Genomic DNA, 22,252 nt, shown 5'->3' with positions numbered 1-22,252 from the left:
CACCGGCGTCCTGCTCGGCGTCGCAGAACAATGAACAATAAAAACAAAACCGAGGTGTTGCATGTCAAAGTCACGCAAGGCGTCCATACCCGTTGCGCCCCCACGACAGCCACTGCCACTGCCGCAACTCATCCTGGTGGGTCTGCAACACGTATTACTGATGTATGGGGGCGCCATCGCGGTGCCGCTGATCATTGGCCAGGCCTGTGGCCTGTCCCGTGAAGAAGTCGCCTTTCTGATCAATGCCGATCTGTTGGTTGCCGGTGTCGCTACCGTCATTCAGTCGTTCGGCATTGGTGCCGTGGGTATCCGCATGCCGGTCATGATGGGCGCCAGCTTCGCCGCCGTCGGCAGCATGGTCGCCATGGCCGGAATGCCCGGTGTAGGCCTGCAGGGAATATTCGGTGCGACCATCGCTGCCGGCTTCTTCGGCATGCTGATCGCGCCGTTCATGTCCAAGGTGGTGCGGTTCTTCCCGCCGCTGGTAACCGGTACCGTGATCACCTCCATCGGCCTGTCGCTGTTCCCGGTCGCGGTGAACTGGGCCGGTGGCGGCGCCAGTGCCGCACCCTTCGGCTCACCGGTCTACCTGATGGTTGCTGGCCTGGTGCTGGCAATCATCCTGCTGATCAACCGCTTCATGCGTGGTTTCTGGGTCAATGTGTCAGTGCTGATCGGCATGGGCGTTGGCTACATGCTGGCCGGTTCCATCGGCATGGTCGACCTTTCCGGGCTGGACCAAGCGCCGTGGCTGCAGGTGGTCACGCCCCTGCACTTTGGAATGCCCACATTCAGCCTGGCGCCAATCCTGTCCATGTGCCTGGTGGTGGTGATCATTTTCGTTGAGTCCACCGGCATGTTCCTCGCACTGGGCAAGGTCACCGACCGTGAAGTCACCCCGGGCATGCTTCGTCGCGGCCTGCTGTGTGATGCCGGCGCGTCCTTCATCGCGGGCTTCTTCAACACCTTCACCCACTCCTCGTTTGCCCAGAACATCGGTCTGGTGCAAATGACCGGTGTGCGCTGCCGGTACGTCACCATCGTTGCAGGCGCCTTCCTGATCATGCTCAGCCTGCTGCCCAAAGCTGCATTCCTGATTGCCTCGATCCCGCCTGCCGTTCTGGGGGGGGCCTCCATTGCCATGTTCGGCATGGTAGCCGCCACGGGTATCAAGATTCTCCAGGAAGCCGACATCGGCGACCGCCGCAACCAGTTGCTGGTGGCCGTCAGCGTCGGCATGGGCTTGATCCCGGTGGTACGTCCGGAGTTTTTTGCACAAATGCCACAGTGGATGGAGCCCATCACCCACAGCGGAATCGCCATGGCCACCGTGAGTGCGCTGATCCTGAACCTGCTGTTCAACATCCTCGGTGGTGTCGAGCGCGCAGCCCATAACGAAACCGCCCACCAGCATTGAACCAGCGGGCGGCGCTCGCCGCCCGGCATACCTCGAGCACGACCGTCGACCCGTAGAAGCGGGTCGATCGGGGCGCTTTGCGCCGAAAAACCGCAAACAAACAATAACAACAGCCGGGAATCACACCATGAAACGGATCACTTCATCTCTCCTGCTGGGCGGCGGACTGCTGGCAACCTTGCCTGCAGTCGCGGGAGACATGCTGCTCTGGCAAACCAACAGCATCAGCTACCTCTACGGCAAAGACTTCACCGTCAACCCCGCCATCCAGCAAACGGTGACCTTCGAGCACGCCGACAAATGGAAATACGGCGACAACTTCCTGTTCGTCGACAAGACCTTCTACAACGGCGCAACCGACCGTAACAAAGGCAACAACACCTACTATGGCGAATTCAGCCCTCGCCTGTCGTTCGGCAAGATCTTCGACCGCAAATTCGAGTTCGGCCCAATCAAGGACGTGTTGCTGGCCATGACCTATGAGTCTGGCGAAGGTGATAACGAGGCCTACCTGATCGGCCCGGGCTTTGACCTGGCAGTTCCCGGCTTCAACTACTTCACCTTGAACTTCTATCAGCGCAACACCGAGGGCAGCCGCCCAGGCGATCGCGTATGGCAGATCACACCGACGTTCTCCTACACCATCCCCGCAGGCAAGTCCGACATCCTCGTCGACGGCTACATGGACTGGGTCGTTGACAACGACAGCACTCGCCGTGGCACCTACCACGCCAACCTGCACCTTAACCCACAGGTCAAATACGACCTGGGCAAAGCCTTGAACCTGGGCGCCAAGCAGCTTTACGTGGGCGTGGAGTACAGCTACTGGAAAGACAAGTACGGCATCGAGGACACTCAGCGCTTTGACACCAACGAGAGCGTCACCAGCTTCCTGGTGAAAATGCACTTCTAAAAGCTGACTGAGTGCACAGTATCAACCCCTTGCGCCCCTGAACAGGGCACTCAAGGGCCGGCGCGCCAGCCCCACGCTGCGCGCCCTTCGATCGAGGGCAGGCCGCATCCTGCCCTCGTTTGCTGACGGCTCAGTCAATATCGCCGTCAGTCGGCGCCTCTGCGCACCTCCTCCTCGCGGCATCCATCACTTCAGCGTGGACAGCTATCCGCCCAGCCAGTAATCTGCGCGCCCTTTTATACAGGGCAAGACGGCATGCGCCCGGGTTTGCTGACCCACCCGTCAACGAATACAGGCGCTCGACAGACGCCTTGCCCGCTTGAAGCGCCTCTTTTCCATCGGTTCACAGCACGGTCGAACACGCTGATTGCGCGTGCCCCGAAAGGTTGGCGCAACCCTTGCTGTGTCGCTGCACCGAACCGAAAAACCGACCATTAAGTCAACAAACGGCATCACTCGAGAATGCCGACAACAGAACAACGAGAAATCAACCTTTGGAGCACACCATGCGTACCCGTAATAGCCTGATCCTCGCCGGTGGCCTGCTGGCTGCCAGCAGCGCCATGGCCGGCGACCTGCTGCAATGGCAGAACAACAGCCTGACCTACCTGTACGGCAAAGATTTCACCGTTAACCCGGAGATCCAGCAAACTTTTACCTTTGAACATGCGGACGCCTGGAAGTACGGCGACAACTTCCTGTTCATCGACAAGATCTTCTACAACGGCAAGAAAGACTCGAACGCCGGCCCTAACACCTACTACGGCGAATTCACCCCTCGCCTGTCGTTCGGCAAGATCTTCGACCAGAAACTTGAGTTCGGCCCAGTGAAGGATGTGCTGCTGGCCATGACCTACGAGTTCGGTGAAGGCGACAACGAGTCGTACCTGATCGGCCCGGGCTTCGACCTGGCGATTCCAGGCTTCGACTACTTCCAGTTGAACTTCTACCAGCGCAACACCGAAGGCAGCCGCGCAGGCGATAACGTCTGGCAAATTACCCCGGTATGGTCCTACACCATCCCGATGGGCAAATCCGACGTTCTGATTGACGGCTACATGGACTGGGTCGTGGACAACGACGAAACCCGCAACCGTGGCACCTACCACGCCAACCTGCACTTCAACCCACAGATCAAATACGACCTGGGCAAGGCCTTGAGCCTGGGTGAGAAGCAGTTGTACGTGGGTGTCGAATACGACTACTGGAAAGACAAGTACGGTATCGAAGACACCCCAGCCTTCGACACCAACCAGAACACCACCAGCCTGCTGGTCAAAGTGCACTTCTGATCGGTTGAGCCGCGACAGCCAGGGCCAAAGCGTTTAACAGCGCAGCCCTGGCACGCATCGATGTCACTGCTATACAAACAGAGCGTGCAAGCGATGTGTGCTTGTTACGCCTAACGCGTCGTCGTTCAGCTTTTCACACGCGCCTAGCATTGCTTTGACGTTTTTTTCTCTTCGCAGTCGCTACTTTTCGCCGCGACCACAAACACTCGACACCACAATGTATTTACAGCGGGTGCACCACTGCTGTGCCTGTAGTGGCCAGGCATGAAGAGAGACAAAAGGAATTCATATGCGCGTTCCACAATCAGCGCCCCAACGCTACCTCTTGCTACTGACCTCAGTATGGCTGGCGGTTTTTCTGCTCACCCGAGGCGTGCTGTTTTTCAGCCACTTGAACGAGGCCGGGAGCAATGTCTTCTCGATCTTCGGTATCGGGCTGCTGTACGACCTGAGCTTCCTGCTCTATGCCGCACTGCCACTGGGCCTTTACCTGCTGCTGTGCCCTGCGCGGCTGTGGCGCTCGCGAGCACATCAGGGGTTCCTGCAGGGCATCATGGTGCTGAGCGTGTTCGTGATGCTGTTCACTGCTGTCGCCGAATGGCTGTTCTGGGACGAGTTCGGCGTGCGCTTCAACTTCATTGCTGTCGACTACCTGGTCTATTCCGATGAAGTGTTGAACAACATCCTCGAATCCTACCCGATCGGCCTGCTGCTGAGCATCCTGGCCGTTATCGCCATTGCCCTGAGCCTGGCACTGCGCGCACCGCTCAAGCGGGCCCTGAATGCACCGGTGCCCGCTTTTCGCCAGCGCCTGATGAGCTTTGCCGTACTGGTCGTGCTGGCAGGGCTGTGCGTGCAGGTGATCGACCAGGACCGCCCGCGTGGCCAAGGCGGCAATGCCTACCAACATGAATTGGCCAGCAACGGCCCTTACCAGTTCTTCGCCGCGTTCCGCAACAACGAACTCGATTACCCGCAGTTCTATAGCAGCCTGCCTGAGCAGGATGTCAACGCGCAGATCCAGAGCGAGCTGCGCCAACCCGATGCGAGTTTCGTCGGCAAGGAACCCCTGGATATTCGCCGCACCATCACCAGCAACGCACCGGCGCGTACACCCAACGTGGTCCTGGTGACCATTGAGAGCTTCAGCGCCAAGTACATGGGCAGCAACGGCGATAACCGCAACCTGACCCCAAACCTGGATGCCCTGCGCAAACAGAGCCTGTACTTCGACAACTTCTATGCCACTGGCACCCGCACCGACCGTGGCCTGGAGGCCATTACCCTGTCGATTCCGCCAACCCCTGGCCGCTCGATCGTCAAGCGCGTGGGCCGTGAAAGCGGCTTCGCCAGCCTCGGTCAGCACATGAGTGAAGCGGGCTACGACAGCGTGTTCGTCTATGGTGGCCGTGGCTACTTCGACAACATGAACGCGTTCTTCAGCGGCAACGGCTATCGGGTTGTTGACCAGAGCAGCGTAAAAGAAAGCGACATCAGCTTCAAGAACGCCTGGGGCATGTCCGACGAAGACCTCTACAACCAGGCCATGCAGCTGGCAGACGCCGATTTCGCCAATCAGGTGCCGTTCTTCCTGCAACTGATGACGACCTCCAACCACCGCCCGTACACCTACCCTGACGGCCGTATCGATATCCCCTCTGGCGATGGCCGTGAAGGTGCAGTGAAATACACCGACTACGCCATCGGTCGTTTCCTTGAGCAGGCCCGCAGCAAGCCGTGGTTCGACAACACCCTGTTCATCTTCGTTGCCGACCATACCGCTGGCAGCGCAGGTAAAGAGGACCTGCCGGTGCGCAACTACCAGATCCCGCTATTCATCTACGGGCCGAAGTTGATCGAAGCGCGTGAGGAATCGAAACTGGCCAGCCAGATCGATCTGGCGCCTACCCTGCTTGGCCTGTTGAACATGAGCTACACCTCGACGTTCTTCGGCCGTAACCTGATGCTTGAAGACAAACTGCCACCGCGCGTACTGATTGGTAACTACCAGCACCTGGGCCTGTTCGATGGCCAGGACCTGGCCATCCTAAGCCCTCGCGATGGCCTGCGCCTTCATGAGCAGGCCCTGGGCGAAAGCCGCGAGGTGGTGGGGGACAGCAACAACCCGCTGATCAAGCGCGCCATTACCTACTACCAGGCAGCCAGCTACGGCTTCAAGCACCACCTGCTCGACTGGGTGCCTGAAGACAGCGAAAAGACAGCCGGTAAAAACTGACTGAGCTGACGCGGCGCCCGTGAACAGGGCGCCGCCTTAGCCTCTTGCAGCCCGCCAGAGCTTGCTGGCCAGCGATACCACGGCCAGTACGGCGGCACCAGCAAGAATACCGATGCCCGCATTGAGCAGGCTTGAGGTCAGTACCCCGCCCCGCCCTTCACTGAAGGCTTCGACAGCGTGATGCAGCGGCGCAACGCCATGCACCAGAATCCCGCCACCCACCAGAAACATCGCCGCCGTGCCAACGACCGACAGCCCCTTCATCAAGTACGGTGCGGCCTGCAGAATGCCGTTGCCGATCGTCTGGGCGGCACGCCCGGTTTTGTGCGTGAGCCACAGGCCAAAGTCATCCAGCTTGACGATACCGCCAACCAGCCCGTACACCCCTACGGTCATGACAAAGGCAATACCCGACAACACGACGATTTGCTGTGACAACGGCGCGCCAGCGACCGCACCCAGGGTGATGGCGATGATTTCTGCCGACAGGATGAAGTCGGTACGCACGGCACCTTTGATCTTATCCTTCTCATAGGCCACCAGGTCGACTGAAGGGTCGGCCACCGCTTCACTCAGGGCGGCATGCCCGGCATCGTCCTCGGCTGCACTGTGAAGAAACTTGTGCGCCAGCTTCTCGAACCCCTCAAAACACAAGTAGGCGCCGCCGACCATCAACAATGGGGTCACCGCCCACGGAATGAAGGCGCTGATTGCCAACGCCGCAGGCACCAGAATCACCTTGTTCAGTAGCGAGCCCTTGGCCACGGCCCATACCACGGGCAACTCCCGGTCGGCGCGCACGCCACTGACCTGCTGAGCATTGAGCGCCAGATCGTCACCCAAAACTCCGGCGGTCTTTTTCGCCGCTACCTTGGTCATCACCGAGACATCGTCCAATACGGTGGCGATATCGTCGATCAGCACCAGTAGACTGCTTCCTGCCATGCTTGCGTATCCAGAGAGTTGAAAGGCCCAAAGCATAGCGTGACTGTGCGTGAAAGTGGCAGCCTTGAGCCTCGCGCAAACCCGGTGCTACCATGCGCCACCGCCTGCCCAGGCCTGGGCCGCCTGCGGCCCGACACAAGGAACAGCGCCAATCATGAGCAGCATTCGCGAGCGCAACAAAGAGCTGATCCTGCGCGCAGCCAGCGAAGAATTCGCCGAAAAAGGCTTCGCCGCCACCAAGACCAGCGACATCGCGGCCAAGGCTGGGCTACCCAAGCCCAACGTCTACTACTACTTCAAGTCCAAGGAAAACCTCTACCGCGAGGTGCTGGAAAGCATCATCGAGCCGATCATGCAGGCCTCCACCCCGTTCAATGCCGAGGGTGAGCCTGAGGAGGTGCTGAGCGCCTACATTCGCTCAAAAATCCGCATATCACGCGACCTGCCCTTTGCCTCAAAGGTCTTCGCCAGTGAAATCATGCACGGTGCGCCGCACCTGAGCCCGACACAGGTCGAGCAACTCAACCTGCAGGCCCGGCACAACATCGCGTGCATTCAGCGCTGGATCGACCGCGGCCAGATCGCCCCGCTCGACCCACACCACCTGATGTTCAGCATCTGGGCCGCAACCCAGACCTACGCCGATTTCGACTGGCAGATCTCCGTCGTCACCGGCAAAGCCAAGCTGGACGATGCCGACTATGAAGCCGCGGCACAGACCATCATTCGCCTGGTACTCAAGGGCTGCGCCCCCGACGCGCACACCACCGGTTGATCTGGGAGCAGTTCACCAGACCGGCGCCGCGCACGCGCTGACAACCCGCCGCTACCCTCAGGCTGCTACGCCCGCATCCGCGGTCAGCCCAACCTCCTCGATCGCACTGATCGCGCACTGTTCGTCGATGTCCGAGGTATCACCACTGATACCGATAGCTCCCAGCACCACGCCCCTCTGATCACGGATCAGCACCCCACCCGGCGCCGGAACCACGGCGCCCTGGCCCAGGCCATTGAGCGCGGCGAAAAACGCCGGGCGCTGCTGCGCGTCCAGCGCCAGCAAGCGCGAGCCCTTGCCCAGGGCAATGGCGCCCCAGGCTTTACCCATTGCCACCTGCGGACGCAGCAGGCTGGCACCGTCCTCACGTTGCAGGGCCAGCAGATGACCACCGCTGTCGAGCACCGCAATGGTCAAAGGTGCAGCCGAGATCTTGCGCCCGGCGGCAATGGCGCCGTTTACCAGGCTGACAGCGACTTTCAAGGTCAGAGCGTTCATGGACAGGTCCTCTTGTTGTTAGAAGCCCAGAGGGGCAAGTGAAAATCCAATACGACAAATAGAACACAATGGAGAATATTTTTGTATACAATAATTTTCGCCAGATGATCACAATCGGACAAAATGCCTTTTCTAGCGGCACGACGAGCAAAGCACTGGCAGCCGATGAAAATGGATTGACCAGAGCCACATACCGTGAATACACTCTGACGCAAAGCCATTTGTATACAATTACAAAACCAATGAGGCACAAAACCATGAGCAAAATGAGAGCAATTGATGCAGCCGTTCTGGTGATGCGCCGCGAAGGTGTTGAAACCGCTTTTGGCATCCCGGGCGCAGCGATCAACCCGCTGTACTCGGCGTTGAAAAAAGTCGGCGGTATCGATCACGTCCTCGCTCGCCACGTTGAAGGCGCCTCGCACATGGCCGAGGGCTACACCCGTACCAAGGCCGGCAACATCGGCGTGTGCATCGGCACCTCCGGCCCAGCCGGTACCGACATGGTCACCGGCCTGTACAGCGCCTCGGCAGACTCGATCCCGATCCTCTGCATCACCGGCCAGGCACCTCGCGCTCGCCTGCACAAGGAAGACTTCCAGGCCGTCGACATCACCAACATCGTCAAGCCGGTAACCAAGTGGGCGACCACCGTTCTGGAACCCGGCCAAGTGCCTTACGCCTTCCAGAAAGCCTTCTATGAAATGCGTTCCGGTCGCCCAGGCCCGGTACTGATCGACTTGCCGTTCGACGTGCAGATGGCCGAAATCGAATTCGACATCGAGGCCTACCAGCCACTGCCCGTGCACAAGCCTGCGGCCAACCGCGTGCAGATCGAGAAGGCCCTGGCCATGCTCGACAGCGCAGAGCGCCCACTGCTGGTCGCCGGTGGCGGCATCATCAACGCCGACGCCAGCGAGAAACTGGTTGAGTTCGCTGAACTGACCGGCATTCCCGTGATTCCAACCCTGATGGGCTGGGGCATCATCCCTGACGATCACCCACAGATGGTCGGCATGGTCGGTTTGCAGACCTCGCACCGCTACGGCAACGCCACCCTGCTGAAGTCCGACATGGTGCTGGGTATCGGTAACCGCTGGGCCAACCGCCACACCGGTTCCGTGGACGTCTACACCGAAGGTCGTCGCTTCATCCACGTCGACATCGAGCCCACTCAGATCGGCCGCGTGTTCAACCCGGACCTGGGTATCGTCTCGGACGCGGGCGCCGCGCTGGACATGTTCCTGGAAGTGGCCCGCGAGTGGAAAGCCGCCGGCAAGCTCAAGTGCCGTGGCGAGTGGCTGAAAGACTGCCAACAGCGCAAAGCCAGCCTGCACCGCAAGACCCACTTCGACAACGTGCCGGTCAAGCCACAGCGCGTATACGAGGAAATGAACCAGGTGTTCGGCAAAGACACCTGCTACGTCAGCACCATCGGTCTGTCGCAGATCGCCGGCGCCCAGTTCCTTCACGTCTACAAGCCACGTCACTGGATCAACTGTGGCCAGGCCGGCCCACTGGGCTGGACCATTCCGGCCGCGCTGGGTGTGGTCAAGGCTGATCCGACCCGCAAGGTGGTCGCACTGTCCGGCGACTATGACTTCCAGTTCATGATCGAAGAACTGGCCGTCGGCGCGCAGTTCAATCTGCCTTACGTCCACGTACTGGTGAACAACTCCTACCTGGGGCTGATCCGTCAGGCCCAACGTGGCTTCGAGATGGATTACTGTGTACAGCTGGCGTTCGAGAACCTCAACGCGCCGGAGCTCAACGGCTACGGTGTTGACCACGTTGCTGTGGTTCAAGGCCTGGGTTGCAAGGCGATCCGCGTCTTTGAGCCGGGCGAGATTGCACCAGCCCTGCTCAAGGCCCAGGAAGATGGCCGAAGAGTTCCGGGTACCGGTTGTGGTCGAGGTGATTCTCGAGCGTGTGACCAATATTTCCATGGGTACCGAAATCAACGCCGTCAACGAATTCGAAGACCTGGCGCTGGTCGGCAACGATGCACCGACTGCGATTTCGCTGCTCGACTGATCGCACAAGCGGCCCCTGCCCTCGTGGCAGCGGGCCCTACTTTGCAAGGAGACAACCATGCCACGTTTCGCCGCCAACCTGTCCATGCTGTTCACCGAACAGGACTTCCTCGACCGCTTCAAAGCGGCCGCCGATGCCGGGTTCACCGGGGTCGAATACCTGTTCCCGTACGATTACAGCTCGGCTGAAATCAAGCAGCAACTGGACGCCAACGGCCTGACCCAGGTGCTGTTCAACCTGCCGGCCGGCGACTGGGCCAAGGGTGACCGCGGAATCGCCTGCGACCCGGCCCGTGTTGAAGAATTCCGTGCCGGTGTCGACCTGGCCATCGCTTACGCCAAGGTACTGGGCAACACCCAGGTCAACTGCCTGGCCGGCATTCGCCCACAAGGCCCGGATTGCGCCACGGTGAAGAAAACCTTCATCGACAACCTGAAGTACGCGGCCGACAAACTCCAGGCCGAGGGCATCAAGCTGGTGATGGAGATGATCAACACCCGCGACATCCCCGGTTTCTACCTGAACACCACTCAACAGGCTCTGGAAATCCAGGACGCCGTGGGCAGCAGCAACCTGTTCCTGCAGTACGACATCTACCACATGCAGATCATGGAAGGTGACCTGGCGCGCACGATGGAAACCCACCTGTCGCGCATCAACCACATCCAGTTGGCCGACAACCCGGGCCGTCACGAACCGGGTACCGGTGAAATCAACTACCGCTTCCTGTTCGAACACCTGGACCGTATTGGCTACCAGGGCTGGGTCGGCGCTGAGTACAAGCCACTGACCACCACTGAAGCAGGCCTGGTCTGGCTGAAGACCCACAACGCACTCTAACGCGCACTCACGCCCCAGAGGCGTTGCGCGCCGGCCGCATGCATACAACTACAAGAGGCATTTTTCATGGCTAAAATCGGATTTATCGGCACGGGTATCATGGGCCTGCCAATGGCTCAGAACCTTCAGAAAGCGGGCCACAGCCTGTTCGTCTCCACCCACCACGACGCAGCCCCGGCTGAACTGCTCGCCGCTGGCGCCGTCGCCCTGGCCAACCCGAAAGAAGTGGCCCAGGAAGCTGAATTCATCATCGTCATGGTGCCGGACACCCCGCAGGTCGAAGCCGTGCTGTTCGGTGAAAACGGCGTGGCTCAGGGTGTTGGCCCGAACAAAGTCGTCATCGACATGAGCTCTATCTCGCCGACCGCAACCAAAGTCTTCGCAGAAAAAATCAAGGCCACCGGCGCCACCTACCTCGACGCACCGGTCTCCGGCGGCGAAGTCGGTGCCAAAGCCGCGACCCTGAGCATCATGGTCGGCGGTTGCCCGAATGCCTTCGAGCGCGCCCTGCCACTGTTCCAGGCCATGGGCAAGAACATCACCCGCGTCGGCGGCAACGGTGACGGCCAGACCGCCAAGGTTGCCAACCAGATCATCGTCGCCCTGAACATCCAGGCCGTTGCCGAAGCGCTGCTGTTCGCCGCCAAGAACGGCGCAGACCCTGCCAAGGTGCGTGAAGCGCTGATGGGCGGTTTTGCCTCCTCGAAGATCCTCGAAGTGCATGGCGAGCGCATGATCAAGGGCACCTTCGATCCAGGCTTCCGCATCAGCCTGCACCAGAAAGACCTGAACCTGGCCCTGCAAGGCGCCAAAGAGCTGTCGATCAACCTGCCCAACACTGCCAACGCCCAACAGGTGTTCAGCACCTGTGCCGCCATCGGTGGTGCAAACTGGGACCATTCGGCACTGATCAAAGGCCTGGAGCACATGGCCAACTTCTCGATCCGTGGCGACAAGTAAGACCTGCTCTACCGTGAGATGAGGTGTCGTCACTACGGCCCTCACCGCCGCCAAGGCCGCCCTACTGGCGCCGGCCCTGGCGGCGATTGCAGACGACACCGCCCTCTCAGACAGACACAGAACAACACGATTGGGAGCCTGCCATGTCGGTCGATCCGCAACACTTTCTGCGCGAACTGTTCGCCACGGCCATCGAAGCCGCCCACCCCCGCCATGTCCTTGAGCCCCACCTGCCCAGCGATCGCAGCGGTCGCGTCATCGTCATCGGCGCTGGCAAAGCCGCCGCCGCCATGGCCGAAGTGGTCGAAAAAAACTGGCAAGGCGACGTCTCAGGCCTGGTCGTCACCCGTTACGGCCATGGCGCCAATTGCTCGAAAATCGAAGTAGTCGAAGCCGCCCACCCGGTACCCGATGCCGCCGGCCTGGCAGTGGCCAAGCGTGTGCTGGCGATGGTCAGTGACCTGAGTGCCGACGACCGGGTGATATTTCTCCTGTCTGGCGGTGGTTCGGCCCTGCTCGCCCTGCCAGCAGACGGCCTGACCCTGGCCGACAAGCAACAGATCAACAAGGCCCTGCTCAAATCCGGCGCCACCATTGGCGAGATGAACTGCGTGCGCAAGCACCTCTCGGCGATCAAGGGTGGCCGCCTGGCCAAGGCCTGCTGGCCGGCCACGGTGTACACCTATGCGATTTCCGATGTACCGGGCGATCTGGCCACGGTCATCGCCTCCGGCCCCACCGTGGCCGACCCCAGCACCTCGGCAGAAGCGCTGGCGATTCTCAAGCGCTACAACATCCAGGCACCGGCCGCGGTCATCGACTGGCTGAACAACCCCGCCTCGGAAACCGTCAAAGCCGGTGACCCCGCCCTGGCCCGCAGCCACTTCCAGTTGATCGCGCGCCCCCAGCAGTCGCTGGAAGCGGCGGCGGTCAAAGCCCGCCAGGCCGGTTTCAACCCACTGATCCTCGGCGACCTTGAAGGCGAGTCGCGGGAAGTGGCCAAGGTTCACGCCGGTATCGCCCGGCAGATCGTCCAGCATGGTCAGCCATTGCCGGCGCCGTGCGTGATCCTCTCTGGCGGTGAAACCACCGTGACCGTGCGCGGCAATGGCCGTGGCGGGCGCAATGCCGAGTTCCTCCTGAGCCTGACCGAAAGCCTGAAGGGCTTGCCTGGCGTCTACGCCTTGGCGGGCGACACCGACGGCATCGACGGCTCGGAAGACAACGCCGGGGCCTTCATGACCCCCGACAGCTATGCCCGCGCCGAGGCCCTGGGCCTGTCGGCTGCCGACGAGCTGGACAACAACAACGGCTACGGCTACTTCGCCGCGCTCGATGCCTTGATCGTTACCGAACCGACCCGGACCAACGTCAACGACTTCCGCGCCATCCTGATTCTTGAGACTGCCCAACATGACGCCTGACAAAAAAGTCAAAATCCTCGCCACCCTCGGCCCTGCGACCAATGGCATCGACGACATTCGTCAACTGGTCGAGGCCGGGGTGAATATCTTCCGTCTCAACTTCAGTCACGGTGAACATGCCGACCACGCTCAACGCTACCAGTGGATCCGCGAAGTCGAGCAACAACTGAACTACCCGCTGGGCATCCTCATGGACCTGCAGGGCCCCAAGCTGCGTGTTGGCCGCTTTGCCGAAGGCAAGGTCCAGCTGCAACGCGGCCAGGCCCTGCGCCTGGACCTGGACCCAACCCCGGGCGATCAACGCCGGGTCAACCTTCCACACCCGGAAATCATCGCCGCGCTGGAGCCGGGCATGGACCTGCTGGTCGACGACGGCAGATTGCGCCTGCAAGTAACCGCCAAGCACGCCGACGCCATCGAAACCCAAGTGCTCAACGGTGGCGAGTTGTCCGACCGTAAGGGCGTCAACGTGCCACAGGCCGTGCTGGACCTGAGCCCGCTGACCGCCAAAGACCGCCGCGACCTGGCCTTCGGCCTCGACCTGGGTGTGGACTGGGTGGCCCTGTCGTTCGTACAGCGTCCCGAGGACATCCGCGAAGCCCGCGAACTGATCGGCGACCGCGCCTACCTGATGGCCAAGATCGAAAAACCCTCGGCAGTCACCCAACTGCAGGCCATCGCCGAACTGAGTGACGCGATCATGGTTGCCCGGGGAGACCTGGGTGTAGAAGTGCCCGCCGAAAGCGTGCCGCACATCCAGAAACGCATCATCGGCACCTGCCGACAACTGGGCAAACCCGTAGTTGTGGCCACGCAGATGCTCGAGTCGATGCGCTTCTCTCCGGCACCGACCCGTGCGGAAGTCACCGACGTTGCCAATGCGGTAGCCGAAGGCGCCGATGCGGTGATGCTCTCCGCCGAGACCGCATCGGGCGACTACCCACTCGAAGCCGTGCAGATGATGAGCAAGATCATCCGCCAGGTGGAAAGCGGCCCGGACTACCAGGCCCAGCTCGATGTTGGCCGGCCCCAGGCCGAGGCGACCGTGTCCGATGCCATCAGCTGCGCAATCCGGCGCATCAGCAGCATCCTGCCGATTGCCGTCCTGGTGAACTACAGCGAGTCGGGCAACTCGACCCTGCGCACGGCCCGCGAGCGGCCACGCTCACCGATTCTCAACCTGACCCCGAACCTGAACACCGCACGCCGCCTGACCGTTGCCTGGGGCGTGCATTCGGTGGTCAACGACCGCTTGCGCCAGGTTGACGAAGTCTGCTCCACCGCATTGGAAATCGCCCAGGCGCAGGGCATGGCCGAGCGTGGCGACACCCTGTTGATCACCGCCGGTGTGCCTTTCGGCAAGCCAGGATCGACTAACTCACTGCGGATCGAAACACTGATCTGACAACAAATCGCAGGCAATCCAGCGCCTACCTGTGTGTTGGCGCTGGATTGCCTGCGAGGCTTGTCTGCGATAGGGCAACCCCAAAATACGTTTCACCCCAGACCGACTGCCATGTACACCAAGAATTTCGTGAACCCGTGCCCCGACTGGGCCACGGCCTTGCTCAACGGCTTCAGCCAGGTACTGCTGCAGCGCAACCCGCTGTGCGGCCTGTTCTGCCTGCTGGCCATCCTGCTGACGGCCCCCGATCTGATTGGCGGCGCCCTGCTGGGAGCGCTGGCCGGGCTGCTCACTGCCCAGCGCCGTGGCTACACCCGCAGCGACCGCCAAGCGGGCCTGTACAGCTACAACGGCGTCCTGATTGGCCTGCTGCTCAGCTACGCACTACCCTGGACGGCGATCCTGCCGCCACTGATCATTGCCGCAGGTGGCTTGAGTAGCATGCTCGTCCACCAGTGGCTCAAGCGCTCGGGCCCCAACAGCTGGCTGCCGGCCTATACCACACCGTTCGTACTGTTAGGCTGGGCGGCCCTGGCAATCAGTGAACCGACCGCAAGCAGCACCGCGGTCGATAGCAACCCGTTGTTCGCCCTCGTCCGTGGCCTGGGCCAGATATTCCTCCTCGATCATCCCCTGGCCGGCCTGCTGATTGCCCTCGGCTTGCTGATCGCCAACCGTTACGCCGCAGCCTGGGCCTTGCTCGGCTCAGCCCTGGGCGGCAGCGTGGCACTGCTGGTTGGCGATGAACCCCATGCGGCCTTCAGCGGCCTCCATGGCTTCAACGCCGCACTCGCCGCGCTCGCCTTCAGCCAGACCCGAAGCCAGCCCTGGCGCCCACTGCTGGCCATCGCCCTGGCGATTCTGCTGCAACCGTGCTTCACCCACCTCGCCATACCGAGCCTGACTGCACCGTTCATTTTGGCGTGCTGGCTGCTGCATATCGGTACTCGTGTACTGCGCCAACCGCTTGATCCCGGTGCTCCGGTGGCGGTCATGCCAACGTTCGGAGGAGCAGACACGGTTACTGCTCGTCGGGACATTGAAAACAGGTTCAAGAACGGTTCATTAAAGCCGATGGAATAGAGGTGTTGACTGGCTTCAAGCAGTTCATTAGTTAGGGGCAAGGTGCTAGCATCTGCCGCCGCGCGATGCACCCTGGGCATCAGCACAACCGTCGCTCCTCCCTAATGTTTTTTCATCTTTCGGACCTTATGCGATTTTTCCTAGATCCCCAGCGGGATATCGATGCAGCGCTGCTACGTTATCGTCGCCTTTTCGGCGTATTGGCACTGTTCAGCGGGGTGATCAACCTGCTGATGTTGGTCCCGTCCATCTACATGATGCAGGTTTTCGACCGCGTCCTCACCAGCCGAAATGAAACCACCCTGCTGATGCTGAGCCTGATACTGCTCGGGTTCTTTGCCCTCAGCTGTGCGTTGGAATGGGTGCGCGGCCAGGTCATGATCAAGATGAGCGCCGGCCTGGACACCCAATTGGGCGAACGGGTATTCGATGCCGCGTTCGAACGCAGCCTCAAGGAACACAGCGCCAACCCGGCACAGGTGTTGAGCGACCTGAACAGCATTCGGCAGTTCGTGACCGGTCCGGCACTGATTGCCATCTTCGATGCCCCGTGGCTGCCGATCTACATCATCGCGACGTTCCTGTTCCACCCGTGGCTCGGGGTGTTCACCGTTGTCGGCTCGCTGATTCTGGCCGGGCTGGCAGTCTGGAACGAACTGACCACCCGCAAAAGCATGAGCGAAGCCAACCGGTTGTCCGTCTCGTCTTCCAGCTACGTGAACAGTACCTTGCAGAACGCCGAAGTGATTCAGGCGATGGGCATGCTCACGCCCTTGCGCCGACGCTGGTACAACGTGCAGCAACGGGTCATTACCGAGCAGGGCGAAGCCAGTGACCGCAGCTCGCGGATCGCCGCGTTGTCACGCTTTGTGCGCATGACCTGGCAATCTCTGGCCCTTGGCCTGGGCGCTATTCTGGTGATCGAGAACCAGATTTCCGCCGGGGTGATGATCGCCGTGTCCGTGCTGCTGGGACGTGCCATGGCGCCCGCCGAAGCCCTGATCGGTTCATGGAAGCAAATGGGTAACGCCAAGAGCAGCTACGAACGCTTGAACCGCCTGCTCACCGAATTTCCCAAGACCGCACTGCGCATGCCACTGCCACCGCCAACCGGAGCCCTGAGCATCGACCGCCTGGTGATCATCCCACCAGGCATGCACAAGCCCGTCGTCAACGGTGTGACCATCAACCTGGCCAAGGGCGAAGTGCTGGCAATCATCGGCCCGAGCGCTTCGGGCAAGTCCTCCCTGGCGCGCGCCATGGTCGGCATCTGGACCGCCAAACATGGCTCGGTACGCCTGGACAGCGCCGAAATCAGCCAGTGGTCACGTGAAGCCCTCGGCCCTTATCTGGGTTACCTGCCGCAGGACATCGAATTGTTCGATGGCACCATCGCCGAAAACATCGCACGCTTTGGCGAGGTGGACGCCAACAAGGTCATCGACGCGGCGCAACTGGCCGGCATCAACGAGATGATCCTGCACTTCCCCAAAGGCTATGACACCTTGCTCGGGACCGGCGGGCTGGGGCTGTCCGGCGGCCAGAAGCAGCGCATCGGCCTGGCCCGTGCGCTGTATGGCCACCCAGCACTGGTGGTGCTCGATGAGCCCAACTCCAACCTGGACGATGCCGGTGAGGCGGCGCTGGTGCAGGCCGTGCGCAAGCTCAAGGCCGAAGGCTGCACCGTCGTGCTGGTCACCCACAGGCCAAGCATTCTCGGCGCGGTCGACAAACTGTTATTCCTCAAAGACGGCGTACAACACCTGTTCGGCCCGCGTGACCAGGTGCTCAAGACCTTGGTGCCACCGGCGCCGCCAAAAGCCGTAGAACCCCGCAATCAAGAAGCCTGAGGCATCAATGCAAGCTAGTCCGAGCGATGTTTCGCCCCCCGAGAACAAGCCCGATGCAGATGCCGCAGGCATTGCCCGGATCGGTGTCTGGTTCTTGCTCCTGGGCCTGGGCGGGTTCCTGCTTTGGGCCTGCCTGGCACCGCTTGACCGCGGCGTGGTCGGTAGCGGCACCGTGGTGGTTTCCGGCGAACGCAAGACCGTTCAGTCGCGCACCGGCGGCATGATCGACAGCATCCTGGTACGCGAAGGCGACCAAGTGCAGCAAGGTCAGGTTGTCGTGCAGCTCAATACCGTCCAGGCCAAGTCACAACTGGAAATTGCCCTGGCCCAATGGCTCAGTGCACGTGCGGTCGAAGATCGTCTGATGGCCGAACGCATGGGCCGCGACAGCGTGCAGTGGTCCGCAGCCTTGCTGGCCCGCTCAAGCGACCCACGTGCCGTCGCCGCGATGGAGCTGCAAGGCTATCTGTTCGCCACTCGCCGCGCCGAGCTGGCCAGCCGCATGCAAATCAGCCAGCACGAAATTGCCTCGCTCAACGAACAGCTCAAAGGCTTTGAAGAGATCAAGCGCAACCACGCCGCCCAACTGCAATTCCAGCAGCAAGAGCTCAACGGCCTGCGCGAACTGGCCCGTGAAGGTTACCTGCCACGCAACCGGCTGTTTGAAGCGGAAAGCAATGCAGCCCAGTTGGGGGCCCAGTTGGCCTCGAGCATTTCCGATATCGGCCGCACGCGCCAGGCGATCAATGAAAGCAAACTCAAGGCCCTGCAACAGGGCCAGATCTTTCGCAGCGAGGCAGAGTCGCAATTGACCCAGGTCGTGGCGCAGACCTCAAGCCTGATCGACCAGATCAAGTCATTGGAATTCGAGGTCAACAGCGCCGCCATCGTCGCGCCCGTTGCCGGCCAGGTGATGGGCATGACCGTGCATACCGTCGGCGGTATCGCACCGGCGGGCCAGCGCCTGATGGACATTGTCCCGCAAGGCTCCAGCTGGGTGGTCAAGGCGCAGTTTCCGCCGATGATGGCCGACCGGCTCAAGCCGGAACTACCCGTTGACCTGCGCTTCGGTTCATTGCAGCGGGTACACACCCCTGTGATCGTCGGCAAGGTGACCACAGTATCGGCCGACCAGTTGATCGACGAACACACCGGGTCGCCCTACTTCTCGGTGGAGGTCTCGGTCAGCCCCGAGGCCATCATCAAACTGCGCGAGCTGGGCTTGGATATCAAGCCGGGCATGCAAGCCGAAGTCCTGGTCAAAACGGGTGAGCGCACCCTCGCCAATTACCTGATGCAGCCGGTGGCCGAGCGTATGGCCGGCGCGTTCAAGGAAGAATGACCGTGCCCGTACGCATAGCCTTGCTGCTCTCTATGTTCTGCTCGTGCCGGCTGATGGCGGGTGAGCAGCCGTTGTCGCTGGTCGACCTCTATGATGCTTCGCGACTCAACGATGCGACCTACAAGGTCGCCAGCCACGACTACGAAGCATCGCGCCAGGAAGAAGCGATCGGCCGCAGCGGCTTGCTGCCGCAGGTAGCCATCAACGCTCGCTATGGCCATGGCGGCCAGTTTGAAAAACAGTCCCAGGCCAGCAGCCAGAACGATCAGTACTCCTCCGACAGCGCTGCCCTGTCGGTCACCCAGCCGCTGTTCGACAAAGCCCGCTGGGCGGCCTATGAGCAGGCCAAGGCTCGCGGGCAACTCGGCGAAGTCCAGCACGAGGGGGCCGATCAAGAACTGTTCAACCGCGTAGTGCAAGCCTATTTCGACCTCGCACAGGTGGAAAACGAACTCAAGCTGACTACCCAGCAGAAAGCCTCGATCGCAGCCCTGGCCAAGCAATCCCAGCGCCTGTTTGAAGCTGGTGAAGGCACCATCACCGACCGCGAAGAAGCGCAGGCCCGGCTCGATTCGATCCTCGCTCTGGAGATCCAACTGCAGGCCCAGCATCGCGCGGCCTTGCGCAAGCTGGCAGGTCGCGCGGGTATCGCCGTCAGCGAGATCCCAGAGATGCAGGAACAGGCACCGCGTGCTGCCTTGCTGGCCCCCGAACAGGACCTGGATTACTGGATGCTCAAGGCTGATCAGGCCGCATCTACACTGGGCATCAGCCGTGCTTCGATCAAATTGGCCGAAGCCAACCTCAAACAGCAGAAGGCCGGACACTACCCGACCGTTGCGCTGAGCGGCCGACTCGCACAGATCGACCAGAGCTACGTCAACGAAATGTCCCAGCGGCAGTCGACGTACTACCTGGGTGTGGTGATCGATATCCCGCTGTACCAAGGCGGCGGAGTGAGTGCTTCATCCGAAAAAGCCCGAGCCGCCCTGGACAGCGCCCGGTCCAACTATGATGCCCAGTTCCAGCAACTGAACGAAGACGTCGAGCTTAACTACCTGGGTGTGGTGGCAGGATTCGAGAAGATCAAGGCCCTGGTGACCGCCGTACGCTCCAGCCAGATCGCCCTGAAATCCGCTGAAAAAGGCTATGAGGGCGGCGTGCGCTCGACGGTCGACATCCTCGACGCCCAGCAGCGCCTGTTCTCCGCCAAGCGTGACCTGCTCGATACCAAGCTGGCGATGCTGCAAAGCTACGTCAACCTGCACACCCGCACCGGCCAGATGACCCGCAGCGAGCTTGAAAAGGTCCAGGGGTTGTTCTGACAACCCCTTTCGCTCTCCCACCGCCCGAGGGCATCCGGCGGGCGTCAGCCGCGAACGACCTGGCTAAACCCTGCCAGGCGCCACACTGCTGATTGCGGTTTCGAAATCCCTGACGAAGCGCGGCGTGTCGAACAGCACAGAATGCTCGCGCCCCTGGCGCAGCCGCTCACGCAAGCCGCGCAACAGGTCCGCCTGCGTCGCCAGTTCAACGGCACGCTCTTCGTACTCTGCCAGCGTGGTGGTGATCAGCTCCGGCAACCCCAGCGAAGTCAGCAGGCTGCCCGCCATGCGCGAGGCAAAGGTACGTCCCGAACGGGTCAGCACCGGCAAGCCCATCCACAAGGCATCGTTGGCCGTGGTACCGGCGTTGAACGGATACGCGTCCAGGAACAGATCCGCCGCGCTGTAACGAGCCAGGTATTGCGCCGGCGCGACGCGCGGGGCGAAGAACAGGCGCGACGTATCCACACCCTGTGCCTGCGCCCTGGCGCAGAGATTCTCCTGCGCCCAGGGATTGTCGGCCAATAGCCACAACACACTGTCGTGAGTGCGCTTTAGAATGCGCATCCAGCAGTCGAACACCTCTTCGTTGAATTTGTAGTTGTTGTTGAACGAGCAGAATACAAAGCGCTCTTGCGGCAAGCCGCACTCGGCGCGGGTCGGCAATGCCGCAACCGGCCGCTGCCGGTCACTGCACTGGTAGATCTGCGCCAGGTACAGAGGCGTCTCGCTGTAGTACGCCTTCTCGCTGTCGGGGATCAGGTAGCGGTCGGCAATCACGTAATCGATGCCAGGCAGGCCAGTCGAGCCTGGAAAACCCAGGTAAGTCATCTGCACCGGAGCCGGACGATACGCCGGAATGTCCGGACGCGCTCCGGACGTGAGGCCATGAAGGTCTATGAGAATGTCAATTTCATGGTCGCGAATGCATTGTGCGGCGGCCGCATCATCCATATCGGCGATACGCACAAAGTGATCCATGGCCTGCTTGACCCGCTCGCGCAAGGCCGAGCCATCTTCACGGCTCCAGCAAAAACCGTACACCTCGAAGCGCTGACGATCGATCAACTCGAACAACTCCACAGTCAGCAACGACACCGCATGCAGGCAGAAGTCCGAAGACAGGAAACCGATGCGCAGCTTTTGGTGACCATAGCCTTGGGCCGAGGCCAGTGCGGGTACCCGCACATTTACCCGCTCCTTGACGAAGTGCACCGCAGCGGCCAGTTGCAGCCCGGGGTCGTCGCTGCCGGCGAGCAGCGCCAAGGGCGACGAAGCCTTGAGCAGGTCACCACGGCTCAGGCCTGCCGGCGGCTCATAGACTGGCCAGACACACTGTTTCTGGCGCAAATGCACCCAGTGCTGAATGACTTTGGGTTGGGCTGGGTCAGCCTCCAGGCTGGCGCGCAGAATGGCTTCTGAGGCCTGCAACTGACGGGTTTCTTCCAGCAGGCGACCCAGGTTATTGCAGGTCATCAGGTACAGCTCGCGGCTTTGCGCGGTGTCGACCAAGCGGTTATCGAGCATCGACTGCCAGGTGGCCAAGGCTTCCTGCGGCTTGTGCTGACGTTCCAGCAACGTCCCAAGATTGAACCAGGCCTGGGCGAACTCCGGGTTCTGGGCAATAGCGGCGCGATAGGCATTTTCTGCGGCCTGGACCTGCCCCAGTTGAGAAAGCGTGACACCCAGGTTGAACTGGATAATGTAATTGACCGACGAATGGCAGTGCTGCAGCCAACGCTGGTAAAGCGCCGCCACATCAGTGATACGTTGCGCGCCATTGAGCCGGTCTGCGGTTTCGAGCAACTTCATCGGTTCAAGAGCGACACCCTCGGCCAGCTGCAGGGCTGCTGCCAGCATGACATCGAGGTCCGGGCTCTCAAGATTCTCTCTAAGCATTTACGCGAAGGTCT

16 protein-coding genes and 1 pseudogene are annotated in these 22,252 nt (G+C 61.2%); 14 read left to right on the top strand and 3 right to left on the bottom strand.

Annotation, left to right across the window (positions count from 1 at the left end; all coding sequences use genetic code 11):
- Nucleotides 1-61 precede the first annotated feature (61 nt).
- The 4 genes from AB7M23_RS13775 (at nt 62) to AB7M23_RS13760 (ending at nt 5,858) form a co-directional block, all read left to right on the top strand.
- Complete coding sequence (locus tag AB7M23_RS13775; protein ID WP_454241070.1) at nt 62-1,417, top strand: nucleobase:cation symporter-2 family protein; 1,356 nt, start codon at nt 62-64, stop codon at nt 1,415-1,417.
- Nucleotides 1,418-1,544: 127 nt separating this feature from the next.
- Nucleotides 1,545-2,330 (top strand): outer membrane protein OmpK, encoded by a 786-nt coding sequence (locus tag AB7M23_RS13770; protein WP_454241069.1) that lies wholly within the window; start codon nt 1,545-1,547, stop codon nt 2,328-2,330.
- 506 nt (nt 2,331-2,836) lie between these two features.
- Entirely contained in the window at nt 2,837-3,622 is a 786-nt protein-coding gene (locus AB7M23_RS13765; protein WP_065759812.1) for an outer membrane protein OmpK, read from the top strand.
- A gap of 289 nt (nt 3,623-3,911) precedes the next feature.
- The gene (locus AB7M23_RS13760) at nt 3,912-5,858 is read left to right on the top strand and encodes an LTA synthase family protein (RefSeq protein WP_454241068.1); all 1,947 of its coding nucleotides are present in this window, start codon (nt 3,912-3,914) and stop codon (nt 5,856-5,858) included.
- Between the two features lie 36 nt (nt 5,859-5,894).
- Here the strand turns inward: AB7M23_RS13760 and AB7M23_RS13755 are convergent, their stop codons facing one another.
- Nucleotides 5,895-6,803, bottom strand: coding sequence for a DUF808 domain-containing protein (locus AB7M23_RS13755; protein ID WP_102052436.1), 909 nt, complete (start codon nt 6,801-6,803; stop codon nt 5,895-5,897).
- A 154-nt stretch (nt 6,804-6,957) separates the two neighbouring features.
- On the opposite strand from AB7M23_RS13755, the gene AB7M23_RS13750 reads away from it, so the two are divergent.
- A complete protein-coding gene (locus tag AB7M23_RS13750) occupies nt 6,958-7,578 on the top strand; it encodes a TetR/AcrR family transcriptional regulator (RefSeq protein ID WP_065759816.1) in 621 nt (206 codons plus the stop codon).
- A gap of 57 nt (nt 7,579-7,635) precedes the next feature.
- Here AB7M23_RS13750 and AB7M23_RS13745 read toward each other — a convergent pair whose 3' ends face one another.
- Nucleotides 7,636-8,076, bottom strand: coding sequence for a GlcG/HbpS family heme-binding protein (locus tag AB7M23_RS13745; protein ID WP_065759817.1), 441 nt, complete (start codon nt 8,074-8,076; stop codon nt 7,636-7,638).
- A 257-nt stretch (nt 8,077-8,333) separates the two neighbouring features.
- Between AB7M23_RS13745 and gcl the strand changes: the two are divergent.
- The 9 genes and pseudogenes from gcl to AB7M23_RS13700 all read left to right on the top strand — a co-directional run bounded on the left by gcl (nt 8,334) and on the right by AB7M23_RS13700 (nt 20,339).
- Nucleotides 8,334-10,110, top strand: a pseudogene (gene gcl, locus AB7M23_RS13740) (glyoxylate carboligase).
- A gap of 57 nt (nt 10,111-10,167) precedes the next feature.
- On the top strand, nt 10,168-10,950 hold the full coding sequence (gene hyi, locus AB7M23_RS13735; RefSeq protein ID WP_099773954.1) for a hydroxypyruvate isomerase: 783 nt from the start codon (nt 10,168-10,170) through the stop codon (nt 10,948-10,950).
- A gap of 66 nt (nt 10,951-11,016) precedes the next feature.
- Nucleotides 11,017-11,910, top strand: a complete 894-nt coding sequence (locus AB7M23_RS13730) for a 2-hydroxy-3-oxopropionate reductase (RefSeq protein WP_102052434.1) — start codon at nt 11,017-11,019, stop codon at nt 11,908-11,910.
- 143 nt (nt 11,911-12,053) lie between these two features.
- Complete coding sequence (locus AB7M23_RS13725) at nt 12,054-13,334, top strand: glycerate kinase type-2 family protein (protein WP_099773952.1); 1,281 nt, start codon at nt 12,054-12,056, stop codon at nt 13,332-13,334.
- The gene (gene pyk / locus AB7M23_RS13720; RefSeq protein ID WP_065759822.1) at nt 13,324-14,739 is read left to right on the top strand and encodes a pyruvate kinase; all 1,416 of its coding nucleotides are present in this window, start codon (nt 13,324-13,326) and stop codon (nt 14,737-14,739) included. The genes AB7M23_RS13725 and pyk overlap by 11 nt, the downstream gene beginning before the upstream one ends.
- A 111-nt stretch (nt 14,740-14,850) precedes the next feature.
- On the top strand, nt 14,851-15,822 hold the full coding sequence (locus AB7M23_RS13715) for an urea transporter (protein WP_454241067.1): 972 nt from the start codon (nt 14,851-14,853) through the stop codon (nt 15,820-15,822).
- A gap of 128 nt (nt 15,823-15,950) precedes the next feature.
- Entirely contained in the window at nt 15,951-17,672 is a 1,722-nt protein-coding gene (locus AB7M23_RS13710; protein WP_454241066.1) for a type I secretion system permease/ATPase, read from the top strand.
- A gap of 7 nt (nt 17,673-17,679) precedes the next feature.
- Nucleotides 17,680-19,014: an HlyD family type I secretion periplasmic adaptor subunit gene (locus AB7M23_RS13705; RefSeq protein WP_454241065.1), complete on the top strand. Its 1,335-nt coding sequence runs from the start codon at nt 17,680-17,682 to the stop codon at nt 19,012-19,014.
- Nucleotides 19,011-20,339 carry a TolC family outer membrane protein gene (locus AB7M23_RS13700; RefSeq protein ID WP_454241064.1) on the top strand — a complete coding sequence of 443 codons (1,329 nt, stop codon included), beginning with the start codon at nt 19,011-19,013 and terminating at the stop codon, nt 20,337-20,339. The genes AB7M23_RS13705 and AB7M23_RS13700 overlap by 4 nt, the downstream gene beginning before the upstream one ends.
- A gap of 63 nt (nt 20,340-20,402) precedes the next feature.
- Here the strand turns inward: AB7M23_RS13700 and AB7M23_RS13695 are convergent, their stop codons facing one another.
- A complete protein-coding gene (locus tag AB7M23_RS13695) occupies nt 20,403-22,238 on the bottom strand; it encodes an O-linked N-acetylglucosamine transferase, SPINDLY family protein (RefSeq protein WP_454241063.1) in 1,836 nt (611 codons plus the stop codon).
- Nucleotides 22,239-22,252 lie beyond the last annotated feature (14 nt).

It is taken from the genome of Pseudomonas sp. HLS-6 TE3448 (genome assembly GCF_053629555.1).
This window is presented reverse-complemented; position numbering and strand designations above follow the sequence as displayed.

Excerpts from the sequence above, each read along its gene's own strand:
- AB7M23_RS13755 (WP_102052436.1), bottom strand. The coding sequence starts at position 6,803 with ATGGCAGGAAGCAGTCTACTGGTGCTGATCGACGATATCGCCACCGTA.
- AB7M23_RS13730 (WP_102052434.1), top strand. The coding sequence starts at position 11,017 with ATGGCTAAAATCGGATTTATCGGCACGGGTATCATGGGCCTGCCAATG.
- hyi (WP_099773954.1), top strand. The coding sequence starts at position 10,168 with ATGCCACGTTTCGCCGCCAACCTGTCCATGCTGTTCACCGAACAGGAC.
- AB7M23_RS13725 (WP_099773952.1), top strand. The coding sequence starts at position 12,054 with ATGTCGGTCGATCCGCAACACTTTCTGCGCGAACTGTTCGCCACGGCC.
- AB7M23_RS13765 (WP_065759812.1), top strand. The coding sequence starts at position 2,837 with ATGCGTACCCGTAATAGCCTGATCCTCGCCGGTGGCCTGCTGGCTGCC.
- AB7M23_RS13770 (WP_454241069.1), top strand. The coding sequence starts at position 1,545 with ATGAAACGGATCACTTCATCTCTCCTGCTGGGCGGCGGACTGCTGGCA.
- AB7M23_RS13705 (WP_454241065.1), top strand. The coding sequence starts at position 17,680 with ATGCAAGCTAGTCCGAGCGATGTTTCGCCCCCCGAGAACAAGCCCGAT.
- AB7M23_RS13745 (WP_065759817.1), bottom strand. The coding sequence starts at position 8,076 with ATGAACGCTCTGACCTTGAAAGTCGCTGTCAGCCTGGTAAACGGCGCC.
- pyk (WP_065759822.1), top strand. The coding sequence starts at position 13,324 with ATGACGCCTGACAAAAAAGTCAAAATCCTCGCCACCCTCGGCCCTGCG.
- AB7M23_RS13695 (WP_454241063.1), bottom strand. The coding sequence starts at position 22,238 with ATGCTTAGAGAGAATCTTGAGAGCCCGGACCTCGATGTCATGCTGGCA.
- AB7M23_RS13715 (WP_454241067.1), top strand. The coding sequence starts at position 14,851 with ATGTACACCAAGAATTTCGTGAACCCGTGCCCCGACTGGGCCACGGCC.
- AB7M23_RS13700 (WP_454241064.1), top strand. The coding sequence starts at position 19,011 with ATGACCGTGCCCGTACGCATAGCCTTGCTGCTCTCTATGTTCTGCTCG.
- AB7M23_RS13710 (WP_454241066.1), top strand. The coding sequence starts at position 15,951 with ATGCGATTTTTCCTAGATCCCCAGCGGGATATCGATGCAGCGCTGCTA.
- AB7M23_RS13750 (WP_065759816.1), top strand. The coding sequence starts at position 6,958 with ATGAGCAGCATTCGCGAGCGCAACAAAGAGCTGATCCTGCGCGCAGCC.
- AB7M23_RS13760 (WP_454241068.1), top strand. The coding sequence starts at position 3,912 with ATGCGCGTTCCACAATCAGCGCCCCAACGCTACCTCTTGCTACTGACC.
- AB7M23_RS13775 (WP_454241070.1), top strand. The coding sequence starts at position 62 with ATGTCAAAGTCACGCAAGGCGTCCATACCCGTTGCGCCCCCACGACAG.